General features: G+C 74.9%; 19 protein-coding genes and 1 riboswitch. Of the genes, 17 read left to right on the forward strand and 2 right to left on the reverse strand.

The annotated features are described in order from the left end of the window. Window positions 1-6 precede the first annotated feature (6 nt). From EDF32_RS06185 to thiD, 6 genes are all read left to right on the forward strand, one after another. Window positions 7-897 (forward strand): RNA methyltransferase, encoded by an 891-nt coding sequence (locus EDF32_RS06185; protein ID WP_233565740.1) that lies wholly within the window; start codon window positions 7-9, stop codon window positions 895-897. A gap of 84 nt (window positions 898-981) precedes the next feature. Continuing rightward, window positions 982-2,061 (forward strand): phenylalanine--tRNA ligase subunit alpha, encoded by a 1,080-nt coding sequence (pheS, locus tag EDF32_RS06190; protein WP_123307607.1) that lies wholly within the window; start codon window positions 982-984, stop codon window positions 2,059-2,061. Next, window positions 2,061-4,691, forward strand: a complete 2,631-nt coding sequence (gene pheT / locus EDF32_RS06195; protein WP_123307608.1) for a phenylalanine--tRNA ligase subunit beta — start codon at window positions 2,061-2,063, stop codon at window positions 4,689-4,691. Before pheS ends, pheT begins: the two co-directional genes overlap by 1 nt. Then, entirely contained in the window at window positions 4,688-5,590 is a 903-nt protein-coding gene (locus EDF32_RS06200; protein ID WP_233565741.1) for an SDR family oxidoreductase, read from the forward strand. Before pheT ends, EDF32_RS06200 begins: the two co-directional genes overlap by 4 nt. 143 nt (window positions 5,591-5,733) lie before the next feature. Then, a complete protein-coding gene (locus EDF32_RS06205) occupies window positions 5,734-6,405 on the forward strand; it encodes a YceI family protein (protein ID WP_123307610.1) in 672 nt (223 codons plus the stop codon). A gap of 34 nt (window positions 6,406-6,439) precedes the next feature. Further along, window positions 6,440-6,541, forward strand: a riboswitch (TPP riboswitch). After that, entirely contained in the window at window positions 6,532-8,124 is a 1,593-nt protein-coding gene (gene thiD / locus EDF32_RS06210; RefSeq protein WP_123307611.1) for a bifunctional hydroxymethylpyrimidine kinase/phosphomethylpyrimidine kinase, read from the forward strand. (Overlaps the previous riboswitch by 10 nt.) Here thiD and EDF32_RS06215 read toward each other — a convergent pair. Together EDF32_RS06215 and EDF32_RS06220 are read right to left on the reverse strand one after the other, a co-directional pair. Beyond that, window positions 8,082-8,327, reverse strand: a complete 246-nt coding sequence (locus EDF32_RS06215) for a hypothetical protein (RefSeq protein WP_123307612.1) — start codon at window positions 8,325-8,327, stop codon at window positions 8,082-8,084. The genes thiD and EDF32_RS06215 overlap by 43 nt on opposite strands. Beyond that, window positions 8,324-9,322 (reverse strand): quinone oxidoreductase, encoded by a 999-nt coding sequence (locus EDF32_RS06220; RefSeq protein WP_123307613.1) that lies wholly within the window; start codon window positions 9,320-9,322, stop codon window positions 8,324-8,326. Before EDF32_RS06220 ends, EDF32_RS06215 begins: the two co-directional genes overlap by 4 nt. Before the next feature lie 66 nt (window positions 9,323-9,388). Here EDF32_RS06220 and argC point away from each other — a divergent pair, with 66 nt between their 5' ends. The 11 genes from argC to tyrS all read left to right on the forward strand — a co-directional run bounded on the left by argC (window position 9,389) and on the right by tyrS (window position 21,036). Further along, a complete protein-coding gene (argC, locus tag EDF32_RS06225) occupies window positions 9,389-10,450 on the forward strand; it encodes an N-acetyl-gamma-glutamyl-phosphate reductase (protein WP_123307614.1) in 1,062 nt (353 codons plus the stop codon). Continuing rightward, complete coding sequence (gene argJ / locus EDF32_RS06230) at window positions 10,447-11,610, forward strand: bifunctional glutamate N-acetyltransferase/amino-acid acetyltransferase ArgJ (protein WP_123307615.1); 1,164 nt, start codon at window positions 10,447-10,449, stop codon at window positions 11,608-11,610. The genes argC and argJ overlap by 4 nt, the downstream gene beginning before the upstream one ends. 110 nt (window positions 11,611-11,720) lie before the next feature. After that, window positions 11,721-12,641 carry an acetylglutamate kinase gene (gene argB / locus EDF32_RS06235; protein ID WP_123307697.1) on the forward strand — a complete coding sequence of 307 codons (921 nt, stop codon included), beginning with the start codon at window positions 11,721-11,723 and terminating at the stop codon, window positions 12,639-12,641. After that, on the forward strand, window positions 12,638-14,035 hold the full coding sequence (locus EDF32_RS06240) for an acetylornithine transaminase (protein WP_123307616.1): 1,398 nt from the start codon (window positions 12,638-12,640) through the stop codon (window positions 14,033-14,035). Before argB ends, EDF32_RS06240 begins: the two co-directional genes overlap by 4 nt. Then, complete coding sequence (gene argF, locus EDF32_RS06245) at window positions 14,032-14,964, forward strand: ornithine carbamoyltransferase (RefSeq protein ID WP_123307617.1); 933 nt, start codon at window positions 14,032-14,034, stop codon at window positions 14,962-14,964. The genes EDF32_RS06240 and argF overlap by 4 nt, the downstream gene beginning before the upstream one ends. Beyond that, window positions 14,943-15,476, forward strand: coding sequence for an arginine repressor (locus EDF32_RS06250; protein ID WP_233565742.1), 534 nt, complete (start codon window positions 14,943-14,945; stop codon window positions 15,474-15,476). Before argF ends, EDF32_RS06250 begins: the two co-directional genes overlap by 22 nt. A 51-nt stretch (window positions 15,477-15,527) precedes the next feature. Then, on the forward strand, window positions 15,528-16,757 hold the full coding sequence (locus EDF32_RS06255) for an argininosuccinate synthase (protein ID WP_123307619.1): 1,230 nt from the start codon (window positions 15,528-15,530) through the stop codon (window positions 16,755-16,757). A 45-nt stretch (window positions 16,758-16,802) separates the two neighbouring features. Next, window positions 16,803-18,236: an argininosuccinate lyase gene (argH, locus tag EDF32_RS06260; protein WP_123307698.1), complete on the forward strand. Its 1,434-nt coding sequence runs from the start codon at window positions 16,803-16,805 to the stop codon at window positions 18,234-18,236. A 4-nt stretch (window positions 18,237-18,240) separates the two neighbouring features. After that, window positions 18,241-18,846 carry a uridine kinase gene (locus tag EDF32_RS06265; protein ID WP_123307620.1) on the forward strand — a complete coding sequence of 202 codons (606 nt, stop codon included), beginning with the start codon at window positions 18,241-18,243 and terminating at the stop codon, window positions 18,844-18,846. Window positions 18,847-18,926: 80 nt separating this feature from the next. Further along, complete coding sequence (locus EDF32_RS06270) at window positions 18,927-19,640, forward strand: DNA-3-methyladenine glycosylase (RefSeq protein WP_123307699.1); 714 nt, start codon at window positions 18,927-18,929, stop codon at window positions 19,638-19,640. Window positions 19,641-19,776: 136 nt separating this feature from the next. Then, window positions 19,777-21,036, forward strand: coding sequence for a tyrosine--tRNA ligase (gene tyrS / locus EDF32_RS06275; RefSeq protein ID WP_123307700.1), 1,260 nt, complete (start codon window positions 19,777-19,779; stop codon window positions 21,034-21,036). The last annotated feature ends 377 nt before the right edge of the window (window positions 21,037-21,413 follow it).

A 21,413-nucleotide genomic window follows, 5' to 3' on the forward strand; every position in this document is an offset into this window, starting at 1 on the left:
CGGACCGTGCCCCCCACGCCCGACCCTCGGGCGGGCGGACCTGCCGAACCCACGCTGACCAACGAGCGCAGCGAGCGGGTGAGGGCGGTCCGGGCACTGTCCGGGCGTTCGGCGCGCCGGCGCCACGGGCAGTACCTGGTCGAGGGTCCGCAGGCGGTCCGGGAGCTGGTGCGCCACGCGCCCGGTGACGTCCGCGACCTCTACCTGACCCCCGGGACGCACGCGCGGTACGACGAGATCGTGACCGCCGCGCGGGCGGCCCGCCTGCGCGTCCACGTCGCGTCCGACGACGTCCTGGCCGCGATGAGCGCGGACGCGCAGGGCGTGCTCGCCGTCGCGGTGCCCGGCGGCGCCCGGCTCGCGTCGCTGCTCGCCGCCGGGCCGCGGCTGGTCGCCGTGCTCGCGACCGTGCGCGACCCCGGCAACGCCGGCACCGTGGTCCGCGCCTCGGACGCGGCCGGCGCCGACGGCGTCGTGCTCGCGGGCGAGAGCGTCGACCTGCACAACCCGAAGGTCGTCCGGTCCACCGCCGGGTCGCTCTACCACCTCCCGGTGGTGACGGGCGTCGCGGTCGCCGAGGCCGTGGCCGGGCTGCGCGCCGCGGGGCTCCTCGTGCTGGCCGCCGACGGCCGCGGCGAGCACGACCTGGACGACCTGCTCGACGTCGCCGGCCCCGACGCACGCGAGCACAGCGCCGGGCGGGGAGGGCTGCCGGACCTGGCGCGGCCCACCGCGTGGCTGTTCGGGAACGAGGCGTGGGGGCTGCGCGAGGAGGACGTCGCGCTGGCCGACGCCGTCGTGCGCGTCCCCGTGCGGGGTCTGGCAGAGTCTCTGAACCTGGCGACCGCCGCGACCGTGTGCCTGTACGCCTCGAGCCGCGCCCAGCGCCGACCGTAGTCCGCGGCCTTCGCCCTAGACTGGGCGCTGGCTCCGCACGCACCGCGTGGCGGAGCCGTCCCACGAACCGTCTGGAAGGCAGTCATGTCCACCGACACCACGCCCGGGGCGCCGTCGCCCCTCGACGAGCCGGCGCTCGACGCGGCGGTCCAGCAGGCGCTCACCGCGCTCGCCGCGGCAGCCACCCTCGACGACCTCCGGGCCGCGAAGGTCGCCCACACCGGCGACAAGAGCCCGCTGGCACTGGCCAACCGGCAGATCGGCGGCCTCGAGCCCGCGGACAAGGCGGTCGCCGGGAGGCTCGTCGGGCCGCGCCGGGGCCGGGTGGCGAAGGCGGTCGCCGCGCGGCAGGTCGAGCTGGAGGCGGACCGCGACGAGCGGGTGCTCGTCGAGGAGTCCGTCGACGTGACGCTGCCGACCGACCGTCGGCCGGCGGGCGCGCGACACCCGCTCGAGACGCTCCAGGAGCAGGTCAGCGACTTCTTCGTCGCTATGGGCTGGGAGATCGCCGAGGGACCCGAGGTCGAGGCCGAGTGGTTCAACTTCGACGCCCTGAACTTCGGGCCCGACCACCCGGCGCGGCAGATGCAGGACACGTTCTTCGTCGAGGGCGACCGTGCGGGACAGGCGGAGGCGCTCGCGGGCCTGGTCCTGCGCACCCACACGTCGCCCGTGCAGGCGCGCACGCTCCTGGAGCGAGACCTGCCCGTGTACGTCGCGTGCCCGGGGAAGGTGTTCCGCACCGACGAGCTCGACGCGACGCACACGCCGGTCTTCCACCAGGTCGAGGGCCTCGCCGTCGACAAGGGACTGACGATGGCCCACCTCAAGGGCACGCTCGACCACTTCGCCCGGGCGATGTTCGGCGACCAGGCGCGTACGCGCCTGCGGCCGAGCTTCTTCCCGTTCACCGAGCCCAGCGCCGAGATGGACCTCTGGTTCCCGCAGAAGAAGGGCGGCGCGGGCTGGATCGAGTGGGGCGGCTGCGGGATGGTCAACCCGAACGTGCTCCGGGCGGCGGGGATCGACCCTGACGAGTATTCCGGTTTCGCGTTCGGCATGGGGATCGAGCGCACGCTGATGCTGCGCCACGGGATCGCCGACATGCACGACATGGTGGAGGGCGACGTCCGCTTCTCGACCCAGTTCGGAATGGGGATCTGATGCCGCACGTCGTCCTGGACTGGCTCGCCGAGCACGTCGAGCTGCCCGCGGGCCTGACGGCCGAGCAGCTCGCGGCCGACCTGGTGCGCGTGGGCCTCGAGGAGGAGCAGGTGCACGCCGCGGCGGTCACCGGCCCCCTCGTGGTGGGCCGCGTGCTCGAGCTGGTCGCCGAGCCGCAGAAGAACGGAAAGACGATCAACTGGTGCCAGGTCGACGTCGGGGCGCACAACCTGCCCTCCGACGACGGCTCGGGGGCGCCCGGCACCCCGCGGGGGATCGTCTGCGGCGCACACAACTTCGGCGTCGGTGACCTCGTCGTCGTCGCCCTGCCCGGGACCGTCCTGCCCGGGCCCTTCGCGATCGCGGCCCGCAAGACGTACGGGCACGTCTCCGACGGCATGATCTGCTCGACGACGGAGCTGGGCCTGGGCGAGGAGTCCGACGGCATCGTCGTGCTCGGCCGCGACCTGCTTGCCGGCGAGGCGGACGACGTCGTCCCGGGCCAGGACGCCGTCGCGCTCCTGGGGCTCGGCGACGAGACGCTCGAGATCAACGTGACCCCCGACCGCGGGTACTGCTTCTCCTACCGCGGGGTCGCTCGCGAGTACGCGCACTCGACCGGCGCGCGCTTCAGCGACCGCGGGCTGGCGGCGGCCGAGGGAGCCGAGCCTGCCGACGGCGTGCGCGTCCCCGGCGCGACGCCCGACGGGTTCCCGGTGACGGTGCACGACGACGCGCCGGTGCGCGGCGTCGTCGGGTGCGACCGCTTCGTCACGCGCGTGGTGCGCGGGATCGACCCGGCCGCTGCGTCGCCGGCGTGGATGCAGCGCCGGCTGACGCAGGCCGGGATGCGGCCGCTGTCGCTGACCGTCGACGTCACCAACTACGTGATGCTCGACCTCGGCCAGCCCCTGCACGCCTACGACCTGGCGCGCGTGGCCGAGCCCGTGGTCGTGCGCCGCGCCCGGCCGGGGGAGCGACTGACGACGCTCGACGGGGTGGACCGCACCCTGGACGCCGAGGACCTGCTGATCACCGACTCGCCGGACACGCCCGACGCGCCCGACGCCGCGGACGGCTCACGGATCCTCGGCCTCGCCGGGGTGATGGGTGGCGCGTCGAGCGAGGTCACGGCCACCACGACGGACGTCCTCGTGGAGGCCGCCCACTTCGACCCGGTGACCGTCGCGCGCACCGCGCGGCGGCACAAGCTGCCCAGCGAGGCCGCGAAGCGCTTCGAGCGGGGTGTCGACCCGCGCCTGCCCGGCGTCGCCGCGCAGCGGGTCGTGGACCTGCTCGTGGAGCTGGGCGGGGGCACGGCGGACGATGCGGTCTCCGACCTGGACCGCGTGCCGGCGCCCGAGCCGATCCTCCTGCGCGTCGGGGAGGCCGAGCGCCTCGTCGGCGTCGCGTACCCGGAGGCGCGCGTGCGCGAGCTCCTCGAGACCGTCGGGTGCACGGTGGCGGACACGCCGGCGATCGGCGTGGTCAGCGTCCTGCCGCCGTCGTGGCGCCCCGACCTGACCGGGCCGGCCGAGCTCGTCGAGGAGATCGCCCGCCTCGACGGGTACGACGCGATCCCCTCCACCCTGCCGCCCGCCCCCGCCGGGCGCGGTCTGACGCGCGCGCAGCGGCTGCGCCGCTCGGTGGCGCGCGGCCTCGCCGAGGCCGGGTTCGTCCAGACGCTGTCCTACCCGTTCGTCGACCCGGCCCAGCACGACGCGCTGGGGCTGCCCGCGGACGACGTGCGGCGGCACGCCCTGCGGCTCGCGAACCCGCTCGCGGCCGACCGCCCCGAGATGCGCACCGACCTGCTCACGACCGTGCTCGACACCGTGCGCCGCAACGTGGGCCGCGGCACCGAGGACGTCGCGGTCTTCGAGATCGGGCTGGTCACGCTCCCGGCCCCCGGGGCGCCCGCGGCGCCGCAGCTCCCGGGCGCGCAGCGTCCGTCGGACGACGACCTCGCCCGGCTGGCCGCCGCGGTCCCGGACCAGCCCCGGCGCGTCGCCGGCGTGGCCACCGGGCGGCGCGAGCCCCGCGGCTGGTGGGGCCCCGGGAGGGGCGCCGACTGGAGTGACGCGCTGGCCGCGGCCCGGCTCGTCGCGGACCGCGTCGGCGTCGAGGTCGTGGTCCGTGCGGACGCGCAGCACGCCCCGTGGCACCCCGGACGCTGCGCCCGGCTGTCCCTCGCCGACGGGACCCTCGTCGGCCACGCGGGAGAGCTGCACCCCAAGGTGCTCGAGACCCTCGGCCTGCCTGCGCGGTCGGTCGCGTTCGAGGTCGACCTCGACGTGCTGCTCGGTGCGGTGCCCGACGAGGCGTTCATGGCCTCCGAGGTCTCCACGTTCCCGCACGCCAAGGAGGACCTCGCGCTCGTGGTCGACGCGGACGTGCCGGCGCAGTCCGTGCGCGACGCGCTCGTCGCGGGTGCCGGCGACCTGCTCGAGGACGTGCGGCTCTTCGACGTGTTCACCGGCGAGCAGGTGGGCGAGGGGAAGAAGTCGCTCGCGTTCGCGCTGCGTCTGCGTGGTGCGGACCGGACCCTGACGGCCGAGGACGTCGTGCGGGTGCGCGACGCCGCGGTCGCGGCAGCCGCCGAGCGCACGGGCGCCACGCTGCGCGCATGATGGCGCGGGACGTCCCGCCGGAGCCGGCCGGGTCCGCTGTACCGGCCGGGGCCGCCGTGCCGGCCTCGCGCGTGGCGCTGGTCACCGGCGCGACCCGCGGCATCGGTCGAGCGCTGGCGTCCGGGCTGCTCGCCTCCGGTGTCGCGGTCGCGGCGCTCGGCCGTGACCGCGACCGGGTCGACGCCGCCGTGCGCGCGCTGCGCTCCGAGCGCCCGGGGGAACGCGTCGTCGGTGTCGTCGCCGACGTCACCCGTGCCGAGGAGGTCGACGCGGCGCTCGACGAGGCACGGGCCGCGCTCGGCGGGATCGACCTGGTCGTGAACAACGCCGGGCGGATCGACGCGGAGGTCCCGCTCTGGGAGGCGGACCCGGACGAGTGGTGGTCCGTCGTCGAGACCAACCTGCGCGGTCCGTTCACGGTGCTGCGCGCCGTCGTCCCCGGGATGCTCGCGCAGGGCGGGGGGCGGGTCGTCGACCTCGCGAGCGGGGCGAGCTCGCACGAGATGCGCGGGTCGAGCGCCTACAACGCGAGCAAGACCGCGCTGACCCGCCTGGGCGCGAACCTGCACGGGAGCGGGTTCGCCCGCGGCCTGCGCACCTTCGAGGTCTCGCCGGGCAGCGTACGGACCGACATGACGCTCACGATGCCGCTGCACGCGGGCCGTACCGACTGGACCCCCGTGGACGCCGTGGTGGAGATGGTCCGGGAGATCGCCTCGGGGCGGCTGGACGCGTGGTCGGGCGCGTTCCTGCGCGTCACGCACGACACGCCCGCGGCGCTCCGCGCGGCGGCCGACGCCGGCGCGGCGGGGCCCCACGTGCGCCGCCTGCGGGTCACCCGGTGGGGTCCGGACGACCCGATGCCGGCCGACCTCCCGGGGAGCGCGCGCGTGCGCTGACCGCGGCGCGGGCGGGCGCTGTACCCAACGTCACGTCCACGAAGTTGAATCTTCACCGGCACGTCCGAGATGCTCGTCAGGACACCTGACCATCGTCGGCCCGAGGCCGGCGGGGGTCGACGAGAGACGCCGGAGGGCGACGCATGACGACACGGCCGGTCCGGCAGTGGAACGGCCTGACCGTTCCTGACGCGGGCACCTACACCCTCGACGAGGCGCACAGGCGCGTGGGGTTCGTGGGCCAGCACATGATGGTCTCGCCGATCCGGGGCGAGTTCACGAGCGCGAGCGCGACGATCGAGGTCGCCGAGGACCCGCTCGCCTCCCGGGTCACCGCGTCCATCGACGCGGCGAGCATCATGACGCAGAACGGCGACCGCGACGTGCACCTGCGCAGCGCCGACTTCCTGGACGTCGAGACGTACCCGACGCTCGACTTCCGCAGCACGTCCGTCACGTGGCAGGGCGGCGAGCAGGACTCGATCCTCGCGTGGGCGCGGCTGCGCAACCGCTCGCCCGAGCGGGCCACGGTCCCGGCGGAGCGGGTGCAGGCCGCGGCGGCGCCGTCGGGCCGCTTCCTGGTCGCGGGCCTCCTGACGATCCGTGACGTGACCCGCCCGATCGACCTGACGATGCAGTTCGGGGGAGCGAGCCGCGACCCCTACGGCCGCGACATCTTCGGCTTCCACGCGACCGGGCAGTTCGACCGCGAGGACTACGGCCTGGTGTGGAACGTGCTCCTGGAGACCGGGGGGTTCCTCGTCGGCAAGAAGGTGTCCCTGGAGATCGCCGGCGAGGCGATCCACCAGGCCTGACGGGTACGGCCGACCTCCGCGCACTAGCATGCTCGGGAACGACACGGGGTGCCCCCGCCGCACGGCGAGGGCTGAGAAGAGACCCGTCGAACCTGATCTAGCTCGTACTAGCGAAGGGATGTCGCCATGACGTCTGCTGCCCCTGCCCCGACGGTCCCTGCCGTCATGGCCCCCTCCCCGGCGGACGGGGCGCGGAGCGTCCGCCGGGCGACCGGCTCGCGCCCCCGCGTGCTGTCCGTCGCGGGGACCGACCCGACGGGGGGCGCCGGGATCCAGGCCGACCTCAAGTCGTTCGCGGCCCACGGCGCGTACGGGATGGCGGTGACGACGGCGGTGGTCGCCCAGAACACGCACGGCGTCCGGCTCGTGCACGTCCCGGGACCGGAGGTCCTCGCGGCGCAGCTCGACGCGGTGTCGGACGACGTGGCGGTCGACGCCGTGAAGATCGGGATGGTCGCCGACGCTGCCGGGGCGCGCACGATCGCGCGGTGGCTCGACCGGGTCCGGCCGCCGTTCGTCGTCCTCGACCCGGTGATGGTGGCGACGAGCGGGCACCGGCTCCTGGACGCCGGCGCGGAGGACGCGGTGCGCGCGCTCGTGGGGCGGGCCGAGGTGGTCACCCCGAACGTCCCCGAGCTCGCGGTGCTGCTCGGCGAGACCGAGGCCGGATCCTGGGAGGCGGTGCTCGACCAGGCGGCGCGGCTCGCGGCGACGACCGGCACGCTGGTGCTCGCGAAGGGCGGCCACCTGGCGGGCACGACCAGCCCCGACGCCCTCGTCTCCGCAGGAGGGTGCGTGCTCCTCGAGGCGGAGCGTGTGGAGACGCCGCACACGCACGGCACCGGGTGCTCCCTGTCCGCGGCGCTCGCGGCCCTGCGCCCCCAGCGCGACGGGTGGGAGCCCGCCGCGCGCGAGGCCAAGGAGTGGCTCACGGGCGCGCTGCGCGCGGGGGGCGCTCTCGCCGTGGGGACCGGGCGCGGCCCGGTCGACCACCTGCACGAGCTCGTGCCGGCGCGACCCTTCAGCGAGGAGGCGTGGGAGCGCGTCGCGCCGTGGCGCAGCGCGATCGAGGAGAACGCGTTCGTCCGGGCGCTGGGGGACGGGAGCCTGGCGCCCGCCGCGTTCGCGTCCTACCTCGCGCAGGACGCCGCATACCTCGAGCAGTACTCGCGGGTCCTCTCGCGCGCGTCGGCGGCGGCGCCCGACCCGGGCGCGCGCGCCTTCTTCGCACGCTCGGCGCTCGGTGCGGTGGACGCGGAGCAGGACCTGCACGTGCGCTGGCTCGCCGAGCACGCCGGCATGGACGCCGACGACGTCGCCCGGGTCGAGCCGTCCGGGGTCACCGCCGCGTACACCGGCCACCTCCACGCGGCGGCTGCCGGCTCCTACGCGGAGACGGTCGCGGCGCTGCTGCCGTGCTTCTGGCTCTACGCGCACGTCGGCGAGTCGCTGGCGGCGCGGGCCGGCGACCTCGCGGCGCACCCGTACGGCGCCTGGATCGCCCAGTACGCCGACCCCGCGTTCGCGGAGGCGACGCGCCGCGCGTGCGGGCTCGCCGACGCGGCGGCGCGGGCGGCCGGTCCCGCGGAGCGCCGGCGGATGCTGCGGGCGTTCGAGCTCTCGGCGATGCACGAGCAGCTGTTCTTCGACCAGGGTCTCGAGGGGACGAGCGAGGCTCAGACGCTCGTCCCGGCGTCGTCCGGGTACACGCACCGGTAGCCGGGCGGCCACCAGCGCCACTGCGAGGCGACCTGCTCGGCGGACACCCCCGCGGGTCGCCCGGCGACGCACCGGTCCCCCTCCCCGCGCACCCACCGCACGGACCAGGACACGACGAGCAGCGCGCTGAGCACGACCACCAGCACCGTCACGGTCCGCCGCAGGGCCGGCGACGGCCCCCCGTCCCCGGGGACGGGGATCACGCGGTGCTGGGCAGGAGCAGGACCTTGCCCGTCGTCCCGCGGGACTCGAGCGCCCGGTGCGCCGCCGCGGCGTCCTCCAGCGCGTAGGTCGCGCCGATCCGTACGTCCAGGCTCCCGTCCGCGACGGCGCCCAGCACGTCGGCCGCCCGGGCCTCGAGCTCGGCGCGCGTCGCGACGTGGTCGTCGAGCTTGGGGCGGGTGACGAAGACCGACCCGGCCGCGTTGAGACGCTGCAGGTCCACGGGGGGCACCTGTCCCGAGGACCCGCCGAAGAGCACGAGCGTGCCGCGCGGCGCGAGGGAGGCGAGCGAGGCGTCGAACGTGTCCTTGCCGACCGAGTCGTAGACGGCGTCGACGCCGCGCCCGCCGGTGAGCCCCCGGACGATCTCGGGCAGCTCGGTGGTCAGGTCGTCGAGCCCGGAGTAGAGCACGACGTCGTCGGCGCCCGCCGCGCGGGAGAGCTCCGCCTTGGCCTCCGTCGAGACGGTGGCGAGGACCCGGGCGCCGCGGGCGGCGGCGAGCTGGGTCAGCAGCAGCCCGACGCCGCCGGCGCCGGCGTGGACCAGCACGGTCTCGCCCTGTGCGACGCGGTGGCTGGCCGTGACGAGGTACTGGGCGGTGAGCCCCTGGAAGACGACGGCCGCCGCCCGGTCGAGCGGGACGTCGTCGGGCACCGCGAGCAGCTGGTCCGCGTCGACGAGGACGAGGTCGGCGTACGAGCCGGGGGCGGAGACCCAGGCGACGCGGTCCCCGACGGTCCACGAGCCCGGCGCGAGGCCGGGCCCGACGGCGGTGACGGTGCCGCCGCCGTCCGAGCCGAGGCGGTGCGGGAAGGGGACGGGGTAGACGCCCGCGCGCCGGTAGGTGTCGATGAAGTTCACCCCCGCCGCCGCGACGGTCACGAGGACCTGGCCGGGGCCGGGCTCGGGGTCGGGGAGCTCGACGAGCTCGAGGACGTCGGGGCCGCCCGCCTCGCGGGCCTGGATCGCGCGCATCCTCGTCAGACTACGTCCGGGGTCCCGAGGGCGCGTTCGACTCGCCCTGTATAGATATGTCAGACTATGCATATGGCGGTCACAGTGGCAGTTGCAGGAGCCTCGGGATACGCGGGCGGCGAGGTGCTCCGGCTGCTCGCGGCCCACCCCGGGGTGGAGATCGGCGCGCTCACGGCGCACTCCAGCGCGGGGAGCGCGCTGGGCGAGCTCCAGCCGCACCTGCGCTCGCTGGCCGACCGCGTGCTGCTCCCGACGAGCGTCGACCACCTCGCCGGGCACGACGTCGTCGTGCTCGCGCTCCCGCACGGGGCCTCCGGCGAGATCGCGGCGCAGCTGCCCGACGACGTCCTGGCGATCGACCTCGGGGCGGACCACCGGCTGGCGTCCGCCGACGACTGGACCGCGTTCTACGGCACCGCGCACGCCGGCACCTGGCCCTACGGCATGCCCGAGCTGATCACCGGCTCCGGCACCCGCCAGCGCGAGGCCCTCGCCGGAGCGCGCCGCATCGCCGTCCCCGGGTGCAACGTCACCGCCGTGACGCTGGGCCTCCAGCCCGGGGTCGCCGCCGGCCTCCTCGATACCACCGACGTCGTCGCGGTCCTCGCGAACGGGTACTCGGGGGCCGGGAAGGCCCTGCGGCCGCACCTGCTGGCGGCCGAGGCCGCCCAGTCGGCCCAGCCGTACGCCGTCGGCGGCACGCACCGCCACATCCCCGAGATCCGCCAGAACCTGCGCGCGGCGGGTGCCGAGGACGTCACTCTCTCGTTCACGCCGACCCTCGTCCCGATGTCGCGCGGCATCCTGGCGACCGCCACGGCGCGGCTCGCCCCGGCCCACGCCGACGCCGACGACGCGCAGGTGCGCGCCGCCTGGGCGGACGCCTACGCGCAGGAGACGTTCGTGCACCTCCTGCCGCCGGGGCAGTGGCCGACGACGGCCATGACGCTCGGCTCGAACAGCGCCCTCGTGCAGGTGGTGGTGGACCGCGCCGTCGGGCGCGTCGTGACCGTGACCGCGCTCGACAACCTCGTCAAGGGCACCGCGGGCGCCGCGGTGCAGTCCATGAACATCGCCCTGGGTCTCGAGGAGACGCTCGGGCTCACCACGGAAGGGGTCGCGCCGTGAGCGTCACCGCACCGCTCGGGTTCCGCGCCGCCGGCGTCGTCGCCGGGCTGAAGTCCACCGGAGCGAAGGACGTGGCGCTCGTCGTCAACGACGGGCCGCGGCACGTCGCGGCCGGGGTCTTCACGTCCAACCGGGTCGTCGCCGCGCCGGTGGTGTGGTCGCGCCAGGTCGTCGCGGACGGCGTCGCGCACGCCGTGGTCCTGAACTCGGGTGGCGCGAACGCGTGCACGGGACCGGACGGGTTCGGCGACACGCACCGCACGGCGGAGCACGTGGCGGGGCTGCTCGGCGTCTCCGCCGGTGACACGCTCGTGTGCTCGACGGGGCTGATCGGCGTGCGGCTGCCGATGGCCGAGCTGCTCGCGGGCGCCGACGCCGCGGCCGGGGCGCTCTCCGCGGACGGCGGCCCGGACGCGGCCCACGCGATCATGACGACCGACACGGTGCCCAAGACCACGCACGTGGTGCGCGAGGGCTGGTCGGTGGGCGGGATGGCCAAGGGCGCGGGCATGCTCGCCCCGGGCCTCGCGACGATGCTGTGCGTGCTCACCACCGACGCCGTGGTGGATGCCGCGACGGCCGACGCCGCGCTGCGCGCCGCGACCCGCACGACGTTCGACCGCGTCGACTCCGACGGCTGCATGTCCACGAACGACACCGTGGTCCTGCTGGCGTCCGGCGCCTCCGGCGTCGAGGTCTCCGGGCCGCAGCTCACGCAGGCCCTCACCGCAGGGTGCGCGGAGCTGGCGCGCGGGCTGGTCGCGGACGCCGAGGGCGCGAGCCACGACATCGCGGTGACCACGGTCAACGCCACCACCGAGGACGCCGCCGTCGCCGTGTGCCGGGCGGTCACCCGGTCGAACCTCTTCAAGGCCGCCGTCTTCGGCAACGACCCCAACTGGGGCCGCGTGCTCTCGGCGGCGGGGACCGTGCCGGAGGACGTCGCACCGTTCGACGCCGACGAGCTCGACGTGACGATCAACGGTGTCCAGGTCTGCCGCGCCGGGGGCGTGGGGGAGGCGCGCGAGCTGGTCGACCTCGCCTCCGGGCGCGAGGTGCACGTCGAGATCGACCTGCACGCGGGCGGGGCCCGGGCCACGGTCTGGACCAACGACCTCACCCACGACTACGTCCACGAGAACAGCGCGTACTCCTCATGAGCGACGCGACCACCGACCAGAACCCGGGAGCAGATGTGACCGGCACCACCCAGGACGGCTCGGTCCCCGCGACCGCGGAACGGCTCGAGGAGCTCGCCGGCGGCGGGCCGATGCCGCACGAGGACCGCTTCGACGCGCTCACGGACCTGCGCCCGGGCCAGAAGGCCGAGGTGCTCGTCGAGGCGCTGCCGTGGCTGCAGAAGCTCAACGGCGCCGTCGTCGTCGTCAAGTACGGCGGCAACGCGATGATCGACGACGAGCTCAAGCAGGCGTTCGCCCAGGACATGGTCTTCCTGCGCCAGGTCGGCATGCGTCCCGTCGTCGTGCACGGCGGCGGCCCGCAGATCTCCTCGATGCTCTCGCGGCTGGGCATCGAGTCCGAGTTCCGCGGGGGGCTGCGCGTCACCACGCCCGAGGCCATGGACGTCGTGCGGATGGTGCTGACCGGTTCCGTCTCGCGCGAGCTCGTCGGCCTGATCAACGCCCACGGCCCGTACGCGGTGGGGCTCTCGGGCGAGGACGGTGCGCTGCTCGCCGCCCGTCGTCGGCGCGCCACGGTCGACGGCGAGCTCGTCGACGTCGGGCAGGTCGGCGACATCGTCTCGGTCGACCCGCGCGCCGTGCGGGACCTGCTGGACGCCTACCGCATCCCGGTCGTCTCGACCGTCGCCCCCGACGTCGACGACCCGACCCAGGTGCTGAACGTCAACGCCGACACGGCCGCGGCGGCGCTCGCGGTCGCGCTCGACGCGACCAAGCTCATCGTCCTGACCGACGTCGAGGGCCTCTACACCGACTGGCCCGACCGGGGCTCGCTGGCCCACGAGATCGGGGAGGACGCGCTCGCGGAGCTGCTGCCCACTCTCGAGTCCGGCATGGTCCCCAAGATGGAGGCGTGCCTGCGCGCGGTGCGGGGCGGGGTCCCCGGAGCGCACGTGATCGACGGGCGCGTCGCCCACGCGGTGCTCCAGGAGGTCTTCACGACCAAGGGCATCGGCACGATGGTCGTCCCTGCGGAGGTGTCCGCATGAGCGCCGACGGGAACCTCGGGGAGGGCACGACGATCGGGACGCCTGACGCGGTGACGGCACCCGAGAAGGATGCGGGGCCGGTGCGGGAGAACGAGGGCTACCTCGACTCGGCGCCCGGGTCCGGCGACTCGGTGCGGCACTGGACCGGGCGCTACGAGGGCGCCCTCATGGACACCTTCGGGCCCCCGCAGCGGGTGCTGGTGCGGGGCGAGGGCGCGTACGTGTGGGACGCCGACGGCCGGCGCTACCTCGACCTGCTCGCGGGCATCGCGGTCAACGCCCTGGGCCACGCCCACCCCACCCTGACGGCGGCCGTGAGCGCGCAGCTCGGCACGCTCGGGCACGTCTCGAACTTCTTCGGCACCCCGGCGCAGATCGGGCTCGCGGAGCGGCTCCTCGACCTCGCCGGTGCGCCGGCGGGCTCGCGGGTGTTCTTCACCAACTCCGGCACGGAGGCCAACGAGGCCGCGTTCAAGATGGCGCGGCTCGCCGGCGCGGGGCTCGCCGCCGGCCACGGCGGGGGCGAGGCCACGCACGACGCCGCGCCGACGCCGCGCGTCCTGGCCCTCGAGGGCGGCTTCCACGGCCGGACCATGGGCGCCCTGGCCATGACGTCCAAGGCGGCGTACCGCGAGCCGTTCGAGCCGCTCCCGGGCGGCGTCGAGTTCGTCGCGCGGGACGTCGCCGCGCTGGAGGCAGCCTTCGCCGCAGGGCCGGACCGCGGCCCGGTCGCGGCGCTCGTGCTCGAGCCCGTCCAGGGCGAGGCGGGGGTGCGCGAGCTGCCGGCCGGGTTCCTGGTGCGGGCGCGCGAGCTCACCCGGGAGCACGGCGCGCTGCTCGTCCTCGACGAGGTGCAGACCGGAGTCGGCCGCACGGGCTCGTGGTTCGCGTACCAGGACGACGAGGTGGGCGGCGGGATCGTGCCGGACGTGGTCACGCTCGCCAAGGGGCTCGGCGGCGGCATCCCGGTCGGGGCGGTGATCGCCTACGGCGAGCGCGCCGCCACCCTGTTCGGCCGCGGGCAGCACGGGACCACGTTCGGCGGCAACCCGGTCGCCGCGGCGGCGGCGCTGGCGACGCTCGGGGTCATCGAGCGGGACGGGCTGCTCGAGAACGTGCGCCGCACGGGCGCCGCGCTGCGCGACGGCATCACCGGCTGCGGCAACCCGCTCGTCGAGGGCGTGCGCGGGCGCGGTCTGCTGCTCGCCGTCCAGCTCACCGCGCCCGTCGCGGCCCGGGTCGCCCGGCACGCGCTCGACGCGGGCTTCGTCGTCAACGCGGTCGCCCCGGACGCGGTCCGGCTGGCACCGCCGCTGATCCTGACGGCCGAGCAGGTCCGCGACACCGTCGCGATGTTCGCGTCGCTGCCGCCGTTCGAGGAGGAGGAATCATGACGCGACACCTGCTGCGCGACGACGACCTGAGCCCCGCGGAGCAGCGCGAGGTGCTCGAGCTCGGCCTGGCGTTCCGCGAGGACCGCTTCCTGCGCACGCCCCTGCGCGGCCCGCGCTCGGTGGCCGTGATGTTCGACAAGCCGTCGACCCGCACCCGGGTCTCCTTCGCGACGGGCGTGGCCGAGCTCGGGGGATACCCGCTGGTCATCGACTCCGCGACGAGCCAGCTCGGCCGCGGCGAGCCGGTCGCCGACACGGCGCGGGTCCTCGACCGTCAGTGCGCGGCCATCGTGTGGCGCACGTTCGCGCAGGCGAACCTGGCGGAGATGGCGGCGTACTCCGCGGTGCCCGTCCTGAACGCCCTGACCGACGACTTCCACCCGTGCCAGATCCTCGCGGACCTGCTGACCGTCGCCCAGCTGCGCGGCGGGGTCGACGCCCTCGCGGGCCTCACGCTCGCCTACGTCGGGGACGGGGCCAACAACATGGCCCACTCCTACCTCCTGGGCGGTGCGACCGCGGGCATGCACGTACGGGTCGGCACGCCGCCGGCCTTTCCGCCGGCGGCGGACGTCCTCGCCGACGCCGCCCGGGTCGCCGCCTCGACCGGCGGCTCGGTGCACGTCACCGCGGACCCGGTGGCGGCCGTCACCGGGGCCGACGTCGTCGTCACCGACACGTGGGTGTCGATGGGGGACGAGGCGAGCGCGGTCGCACGCGCCACCGTGTTCCTGCCCTACCAGGTGAACGCCGAGCTCCTCGAGCACGCGGCGCAGGACGCGATCGTCCTGCACTGCCTGCCGGCGTACCGCGGCAAGGAGATCACCGCCGAGGTGATCGACGGGCCGCGCAGCGCCGTCTGGGACGAGGCCGAGAACCGCCTGCACGCCCAGAAGGCGGTCCTCACGTGGCTCCTGGAGCGGTCGTGAACGGCGTGCCCACGACCCGCGCGGCGCGGCACGCCCGGATCATCGAGCTGGTGCGCCGCGGCGAGATCCACTCGCAGGCCGAGCTCGCGCGGGCGCTCGCGGCGGAGGGCGTCAGCGTCACGCAGGCGACGCTCTCGCGCGACCTCGTCGAGCTGCGCGCGGAGAAGGTCCGCCTGCCGTCGGGCGGGCTCGCGTACGCCGTGCCCGGCGAGGGCGGCGACCGCAGCGTCCAGGCGGGCAGCGACGCCGAGTACGTCGCCGCGCGCCTGGCGCGGCTGTGCGGCGAGCTCCTCGTCTCGGCCGAGGCGTCGGGCAACCTCGTCGTGCTGCGCACCCCCCCGGGAGCGGCACAGTATCTCGCGTCGGCGATCGACCACTCGGTGTTCTCCGGCGTCATGGGGACCATCGCCGGCGACGACACCGTCCTCGTCATCGGACGGGACCCGGACGGCGGGGAGGACGTCGCGGCGCGCTTCCTCGCGCTTGCGGCGCGGCCCGACCCCCCGGGCTAGACCCCCTCGAGCTTCTCCTGACACACCCACGAGCTGAAAGAAGAGACAGACATGACTGATCGCGTCGTCCTCGCCTACTCGGGCGGGCTGGACACCTCCGTGGCCATCGGCTGGATCGGCGAGGCCACCGGGGCCGAGGTCGTCGCCGTGGCGGTCGACGTCGGCCAGGGCGGCGAGGACCTCGAGGTCATCCGCCGTCGGGCCCTCGACTGCGGCGCCGTCGAGGCCTACGTGGCGGACGCCCGCGACGAGTTCGCCGCCGAGTACTGCATGCCGGCCCTCGCCGCGAACGGCCTCTACCAGGACGCCTACCCGCTCGTCTCGGGCATCTCCCGCCCGGTGATCGTCAAGCACCTCGTGCGCGCCGCGCGCCAGTTCGGCGCCTCGACCGTCGCCCACGGCTGCACCGGCAAGGGCAACGACCAGGTGCGCTTCGAGGTGTCGATCACCTCGCTGGCGCCCGACCTCAAGTGCCTGGCGCCCGTGCGCGACCTCGCCCTGACGCGCGAGAAGGCGATCGCCTACGCCGAGAAGCACTCGCTGCCCATCGAGACCACGAAGAACAACCCGTTCTCGATCGACCAGAACGTGTGGGGCCGCGCCGTCGAGACCGGCTTCCTCGAGGACATCTGGAACGCGCCGACGAAGGACGTCTACAACTACACCGACGACCCGACGTTCCCGCCCGTGGCGGACGAGGTCGTCATCACCTTCGAGCAGGGCGTGCCCGTGGCGCTCGACGGCGTGCCGGTCACCCCGCTGCAGGCGATCCAGGAGATGAACCGCCGCGCCGGCGCCCAGGGCGTGGGGCGCATCGACATCGTCGAGGACCGCCTCGTCGGCATCAAGTCCCGCGAGGTGTACGAGGCCCCCGGGGCCATGGCGCTGATCGCCGCCCACCGCGAGCTGGAGAACGTCACGCTCGAGCGCGAGCAGGCGCGGTTCAAGCGGGGCGTCGAGCAGCGCTGGAGCGAGCTGGTCTACGACGGCCAGTGGTTCAGCCCGCTGAAGAAGAGCCTCGACACGTTCATCACCGACACGCAGAAGTACGTCTCGGGCGACATCCGCCTGGTGCTGCACGGCGGCCGCGCGACGGTCACCGGCCGCCGCTCCGAGCAGAGCCTGTACGACTTCAACCTCGCGACCTACGACGAGGGCGATTCGTTCGACCAGGCCAGCGCGGTCGGCTTCATCGACATCTACGGTCTGACGTCCAAGCTCGCCGCGGCCCGCGACGTGCGCTTCGGCAACGGCGTCGACCTCGGCACCGGAGAGCTCTGAGCGATGACTGACGACGTCACCCCCGAGGTCACGGACCTCGTGAGCATGCCCGACGACGAGGGCTCGCCCGAGCAGGAGCGCGTGAGCCTGTGGGGCGGCCGGTTCGCCGGCGGCCCCGCGGACGCGCTGGCCGCGCTGAGCAGGTCCACGCACTTCGACTGGCGCCTCGCCGGCCAGGACATCGCGGGGTCCAAGGCCCACGCGAAGGTCCTGCACGCGGCGGGGCTGCTCGACGACGACGAGCTCGAGGGCATGCATGCCGCGCTCGACCGGCTGCGCGACGACGTGGCCTCGGGGGCGTTCGTCGCCGGGGACGACGACGAGGACGTGCACACCGCCCTCGAGCGTGGCCTCATCGAGCGTGCCGGCGCGGAGCTCGGGGGCAGGCTCCGGGCGGGCCGGTCGCGCAACGACCAGATCGCCACGCTCACGCGCATGTACCTGCGCGACGAGTCGCGGGTGGTCGCGGGCCTCGCGCTCGATGTCGTGGACGCCCTGATCGAGCAGGCGGAGGCGGCGGGCGAGGCACCGATGCCCGGGCGCACGCACCTGCAGCACGCCCAGCCGGTGCTGCTGGCGCACCACCTGCTGGCCCACGCCTGGCCGCTGCTGCGCGACGTGGACCGCTTCATCGACTGGGACGTGCGGGCGGCGAGGTCGCCCTACGGGTCCGGGGCGCTCGCGGGCTCCTCGCTCGGGCTCGACCCGGCGGCCGTGGCGCGCGACCTCGGCTTCGACGGGCCGGTGGAGAACTCCATCGACGGCACCGCCTCGCGCGACGTCGTCGCCGAGTTCGCCTTCGTCGCGGCCATGCTCGCGGTCGACCTCTCGCGGTTCGCCGAGGAGATCATCCTCTGGGCGACCAAGGAGTTCGGGTTCGTGCGGCTGCACGACTCGTACTCGACCGGGTCGAGCATCATGCCGCAGAAGAAGAACCCCGACGTCGCCGAGCTCGCCCGCGGCAAGGCGGGGCGCGTCATCGGCGACCTCACCGGGCTGCTCGCGACGCTCAAGGGTCTGCCGCTGGCCTACAACCGGGACCTGCAGGAGGACAAGGAGCCGGTGTTCGACCAGGTCGACACCCTCGAGGTGCTGCTGCCGGCCTTCGCCGGGATGGTCTCGACCCTCGAGCTCGACACGCAGCGGATGGCGTCGCTGGCCCCGCAGGGGTTCTCGCTCGCGACGGACGTCGCGGAGTGGCTGGTGCGTCAGGGCGTGCCGTTCCGCGTGGCCCACGAGGTCGCGGGGGCGTGCGTGCGCGCGTGCGAGGAGCGCGACATCGAGCTCTGGGACCTCTCGGACGCCGACCTCGCGGGGATCTCGGAGCACCTGACCCCCGCGGTGCGCGAGGTGCTCAGCGTCGAGGGGTCGCTCGCGTCGCGGGACGGCGTGGGCGGCACCGCGCCGGTACGGGTCGCGGAGCAGCTCGGCGAGGCCAAGGCCCGATCGGCCGAGTTCCGCTTCTGGGCGCAGGGCTGAGGGGATGAGCGGCCCGCGCGACGCGCTGGCCACGATCGTGGCGCGGGTGCACGACGGCGCGGCCCTCCTGCCCGGGAGGGCCGCGCCGTCGGCCGTCCCCGGGGTCCGCACGCGGCTGGTCTGCGTGGACGGCCCTGCCGGCTCGGGCAAGTCGACGCTGGCGGCCCGGCTCGCCGTCGCGCTCGACGCGCAGGTGGTGCACATGGACGACCTCTACGAAGGCTGGGACGCGGGGCCCGCGGGTGGCGCGCGGCGCCTCGGGTCCTGGGTGCTGGGACCCCTCGCGGCCGGGCGGTCCGGCCGCTACCGGCGCTACGACTGGGCGGACGGCGCGTACGCGGAGGCGCACGACGTCCCGCTCGCGCCCGTCGTCGTCGTCGAGGGGTGCGGTGCCGGTGCGCGCCAGGTCGACCCGTGGGCGACGCTGCTCGTGTGGGTCGAGGCGCCCGACGCGGAGCGCCTGCGGCGCGGGCTCGCCCGCGACGGGCAGGGCGAGCGCGACCACTGGCTGCGGTGGATGGCCGACGAGGCCGAGTTCTTCGCCGAGCACGACGTGCGCCGGCGCGCCGGCGTCGAGGTCGACGGCTGGGGCCGGCTCGTCCGAGCCTGAGGGCGTGGCCCGGTGCGCGGTCCGACGGCGTGGTCGTACCCTGGCGGCACGCGGACGGGTCCGACGGGCAGGAGCTGGCCATGGGTGAGCACGGCACGGGTGAGCACGGCACGGGTGAGCACGGCACGGGTGAGCACGGCACGAACGGCTTCCGCGAGCGGGAGACCGTCCCTCCGTCGCGCGGCTGGTACGCGCGCGACGTGCTCGAGGTCGCGCACGACCTGCTGGGCACCTTTCTCACGCACCGCGACGCGGAGGGCGAGGTGACGCTGCGCATCACCGAGGTCGAGGCCTACCGCGGCACGGACGACCCGGGCTCCCACGCGCGGGGCGGACGCACGGACCGCAACCGGTCGATGTTCGGCGAGCCCGGGCACCTGTACGTCTACCGCCACATGGGGCTGCACCACTGCGTCAACGTGGTCACGGGCGAGACGGGGGCGCCGTCGGCGGTGCTGCTGCGGGCGGGGGAGGTCGTGGCCGGCGTCTGCCTCGCGCGCGAGCGTCGGCTGCGCCGGGGCGCCGTGGACTCCGACCGGCAGATCGCGCGAGGGCCGGGCCGGCTCGCCGTCGCGCTCGGCATCGACCTGGCGGACGACGGCGCGGACGTCGCCGGGGCGTCGGGTCGGTTCGACCTGCGGCGGGCGCCGCGGGACCTGCGCGCGCCGGTCTCGCACGGGCCGCGCGTCGGTGTCGCCGGCGCGGGCGGCGACGCGGAGAGGTACGCCTGGCGGTTCTGGATCACCGACGAACGCACGGTCTCGTCCTATCGTCCCGCCTACCAGCGCGCCTGAGCCGCGGCGCACCGCCGTCGGCCCTGGGGCACGTGCGCGGGGCGGCGCACGCTCACGGCACAATGGGCACGCGCGGGCCGACCGGCGCGCGCAGAGGCTTCGCGGTGCACGTGCACCGCGTGACGAAGGAGCTGTGGTGAGCGAGATCCTCGACGAGCTCGAGTGGCGCGGCCTGATCGCGCAGACGACCGACGCCGACGCGCTGCGTGCGGCGCTGTCCGAGGGATCCGTGCACCTGTACTGCGGTTTCGACCCCACGGCACCGAGCCTGCACATCGGCAACCTCGTGCAGATCCTCACCGTGCGCAGGCTGCAGGACGCCGGGCACCGGCCGTTCGCCCTCGTGGGCGGGGCGACGGGGCTGATCGGCGACCCGAAGATGGCGGGGGAGCGCACGCTCAACCCTCGCGAGGTCGTCGAGGGCTGGGTCGAGCGCATCCGCGCGCAGATCGCACCCCTGCTGCGCTTCGACGGCCCGAACGCCGCCACGATGGTGAACAACCTCGACTGGACGGCACCGATGTCGGCCATCGACTTCCTGCGCGACGTCGGCAAGCACTACCGGTTGGGCACGATGCTCGCCAAGGACACGGTGGCGCGCCGGCTGAGCAGCGAGGCGGGGATCAGCTTCACCGAGTTCAGCTACCAGATCCTGCAGGGCATGGACTTCCTGGAGCTGTACCGCCGGCACGGCGTGATGCTCCAGACCGGCGGTTCCGACCAGTGGGGCAACCTGCTGTCGGGGGTCGAGCTGATCCGCAGGGCCGAGGGCGTCGCCGCCCACGCGCTGACGACGCCGCTGATCACGAAGGCCGACGGGACCAAGTTCGGCAAGACCGAGTCGGGGACGGTGTGGCTGGACCCCGGGCTGACGAGCCCGTACGCGTTCTACCAGTTCTGGGTGAACGCCGACGACGCCGACGTCGTCCGGTTCCTGAAGATCTTCACCTTCCGCACGCGGGAGGAGATCGAGGAGCTGGAGCGAGCGGTGTCCGAGCGGCCGGCCGCCCGGGAGGCGCAGCGGGTGCTCGCCTCCGACGTCACGACCCTCGTCCACGGGCAGGGGGCGACCCAGGCGGTGATCGCGGCGAGCCAGGCCCTCTTCGGGCGGGGGGAGCTCGGCTCGCTCGACGGGCCGACCCTGGCAGCGGCGGTCGCAGAGCTGCCCAGGGCGGAGGTGGCCGTCGGTACGGCCGTGGTCGACGTGCTCGTCGCGACGGGCCTCGTGGCGTCCAAGGGCGCGGCGCGTCGGGCGATCACCGAGGGCGGGGCGTACCTGAACAACGTCAAGGTCACGGACCCGGACGCCGTGCTCGGGGCCGGCGCGGTCCTCGCGGAGCGCTACGTGGTGCTGCGCCGGGGGAAGCGGACGCTGGCCGTCGCAGAGGTGCGCTGAGGGCCAGGGCCACCGCCCGGACCGGTGTGCCGGGGGTCACCTCGAGCCGGCTTGGAGCACGGCCGGGCCCCCTGTAGTGTTCTTCTTGTCAGCCCGACAGGGAGGACCGGACACCGCAGATTCTCCGGAATTGGTGGCTGGACCCTCGGGTGATCATCCTCTAAGATGGTAGGCGCTCCACGCCCGCCGTCACGGAGGGTGCGGACCCGCGCTGCGGGGCCAACCACACATCGACTTGCCGGGCACGTCCCGGTGCGGAGAGCGTGGTTGCCCAGCCGGATCGGGTCTGGTAAGTTGGAGAAGTTGCCCCGGGTTCGGGTGCTCCACGGTGTGGGGTGGTCGGGACGGTGCGCGTCGGTTGTTTGAGAACTCAACAG

The organism is Cellulomonas sp. PhB143 (assembly GCF_003752595.1).
Classification (GTDB): Bacteria; Actinomycetota; Actinomycetes; order Actinomycetales; family Cellulomonadaceae; genus Paraoerskovia.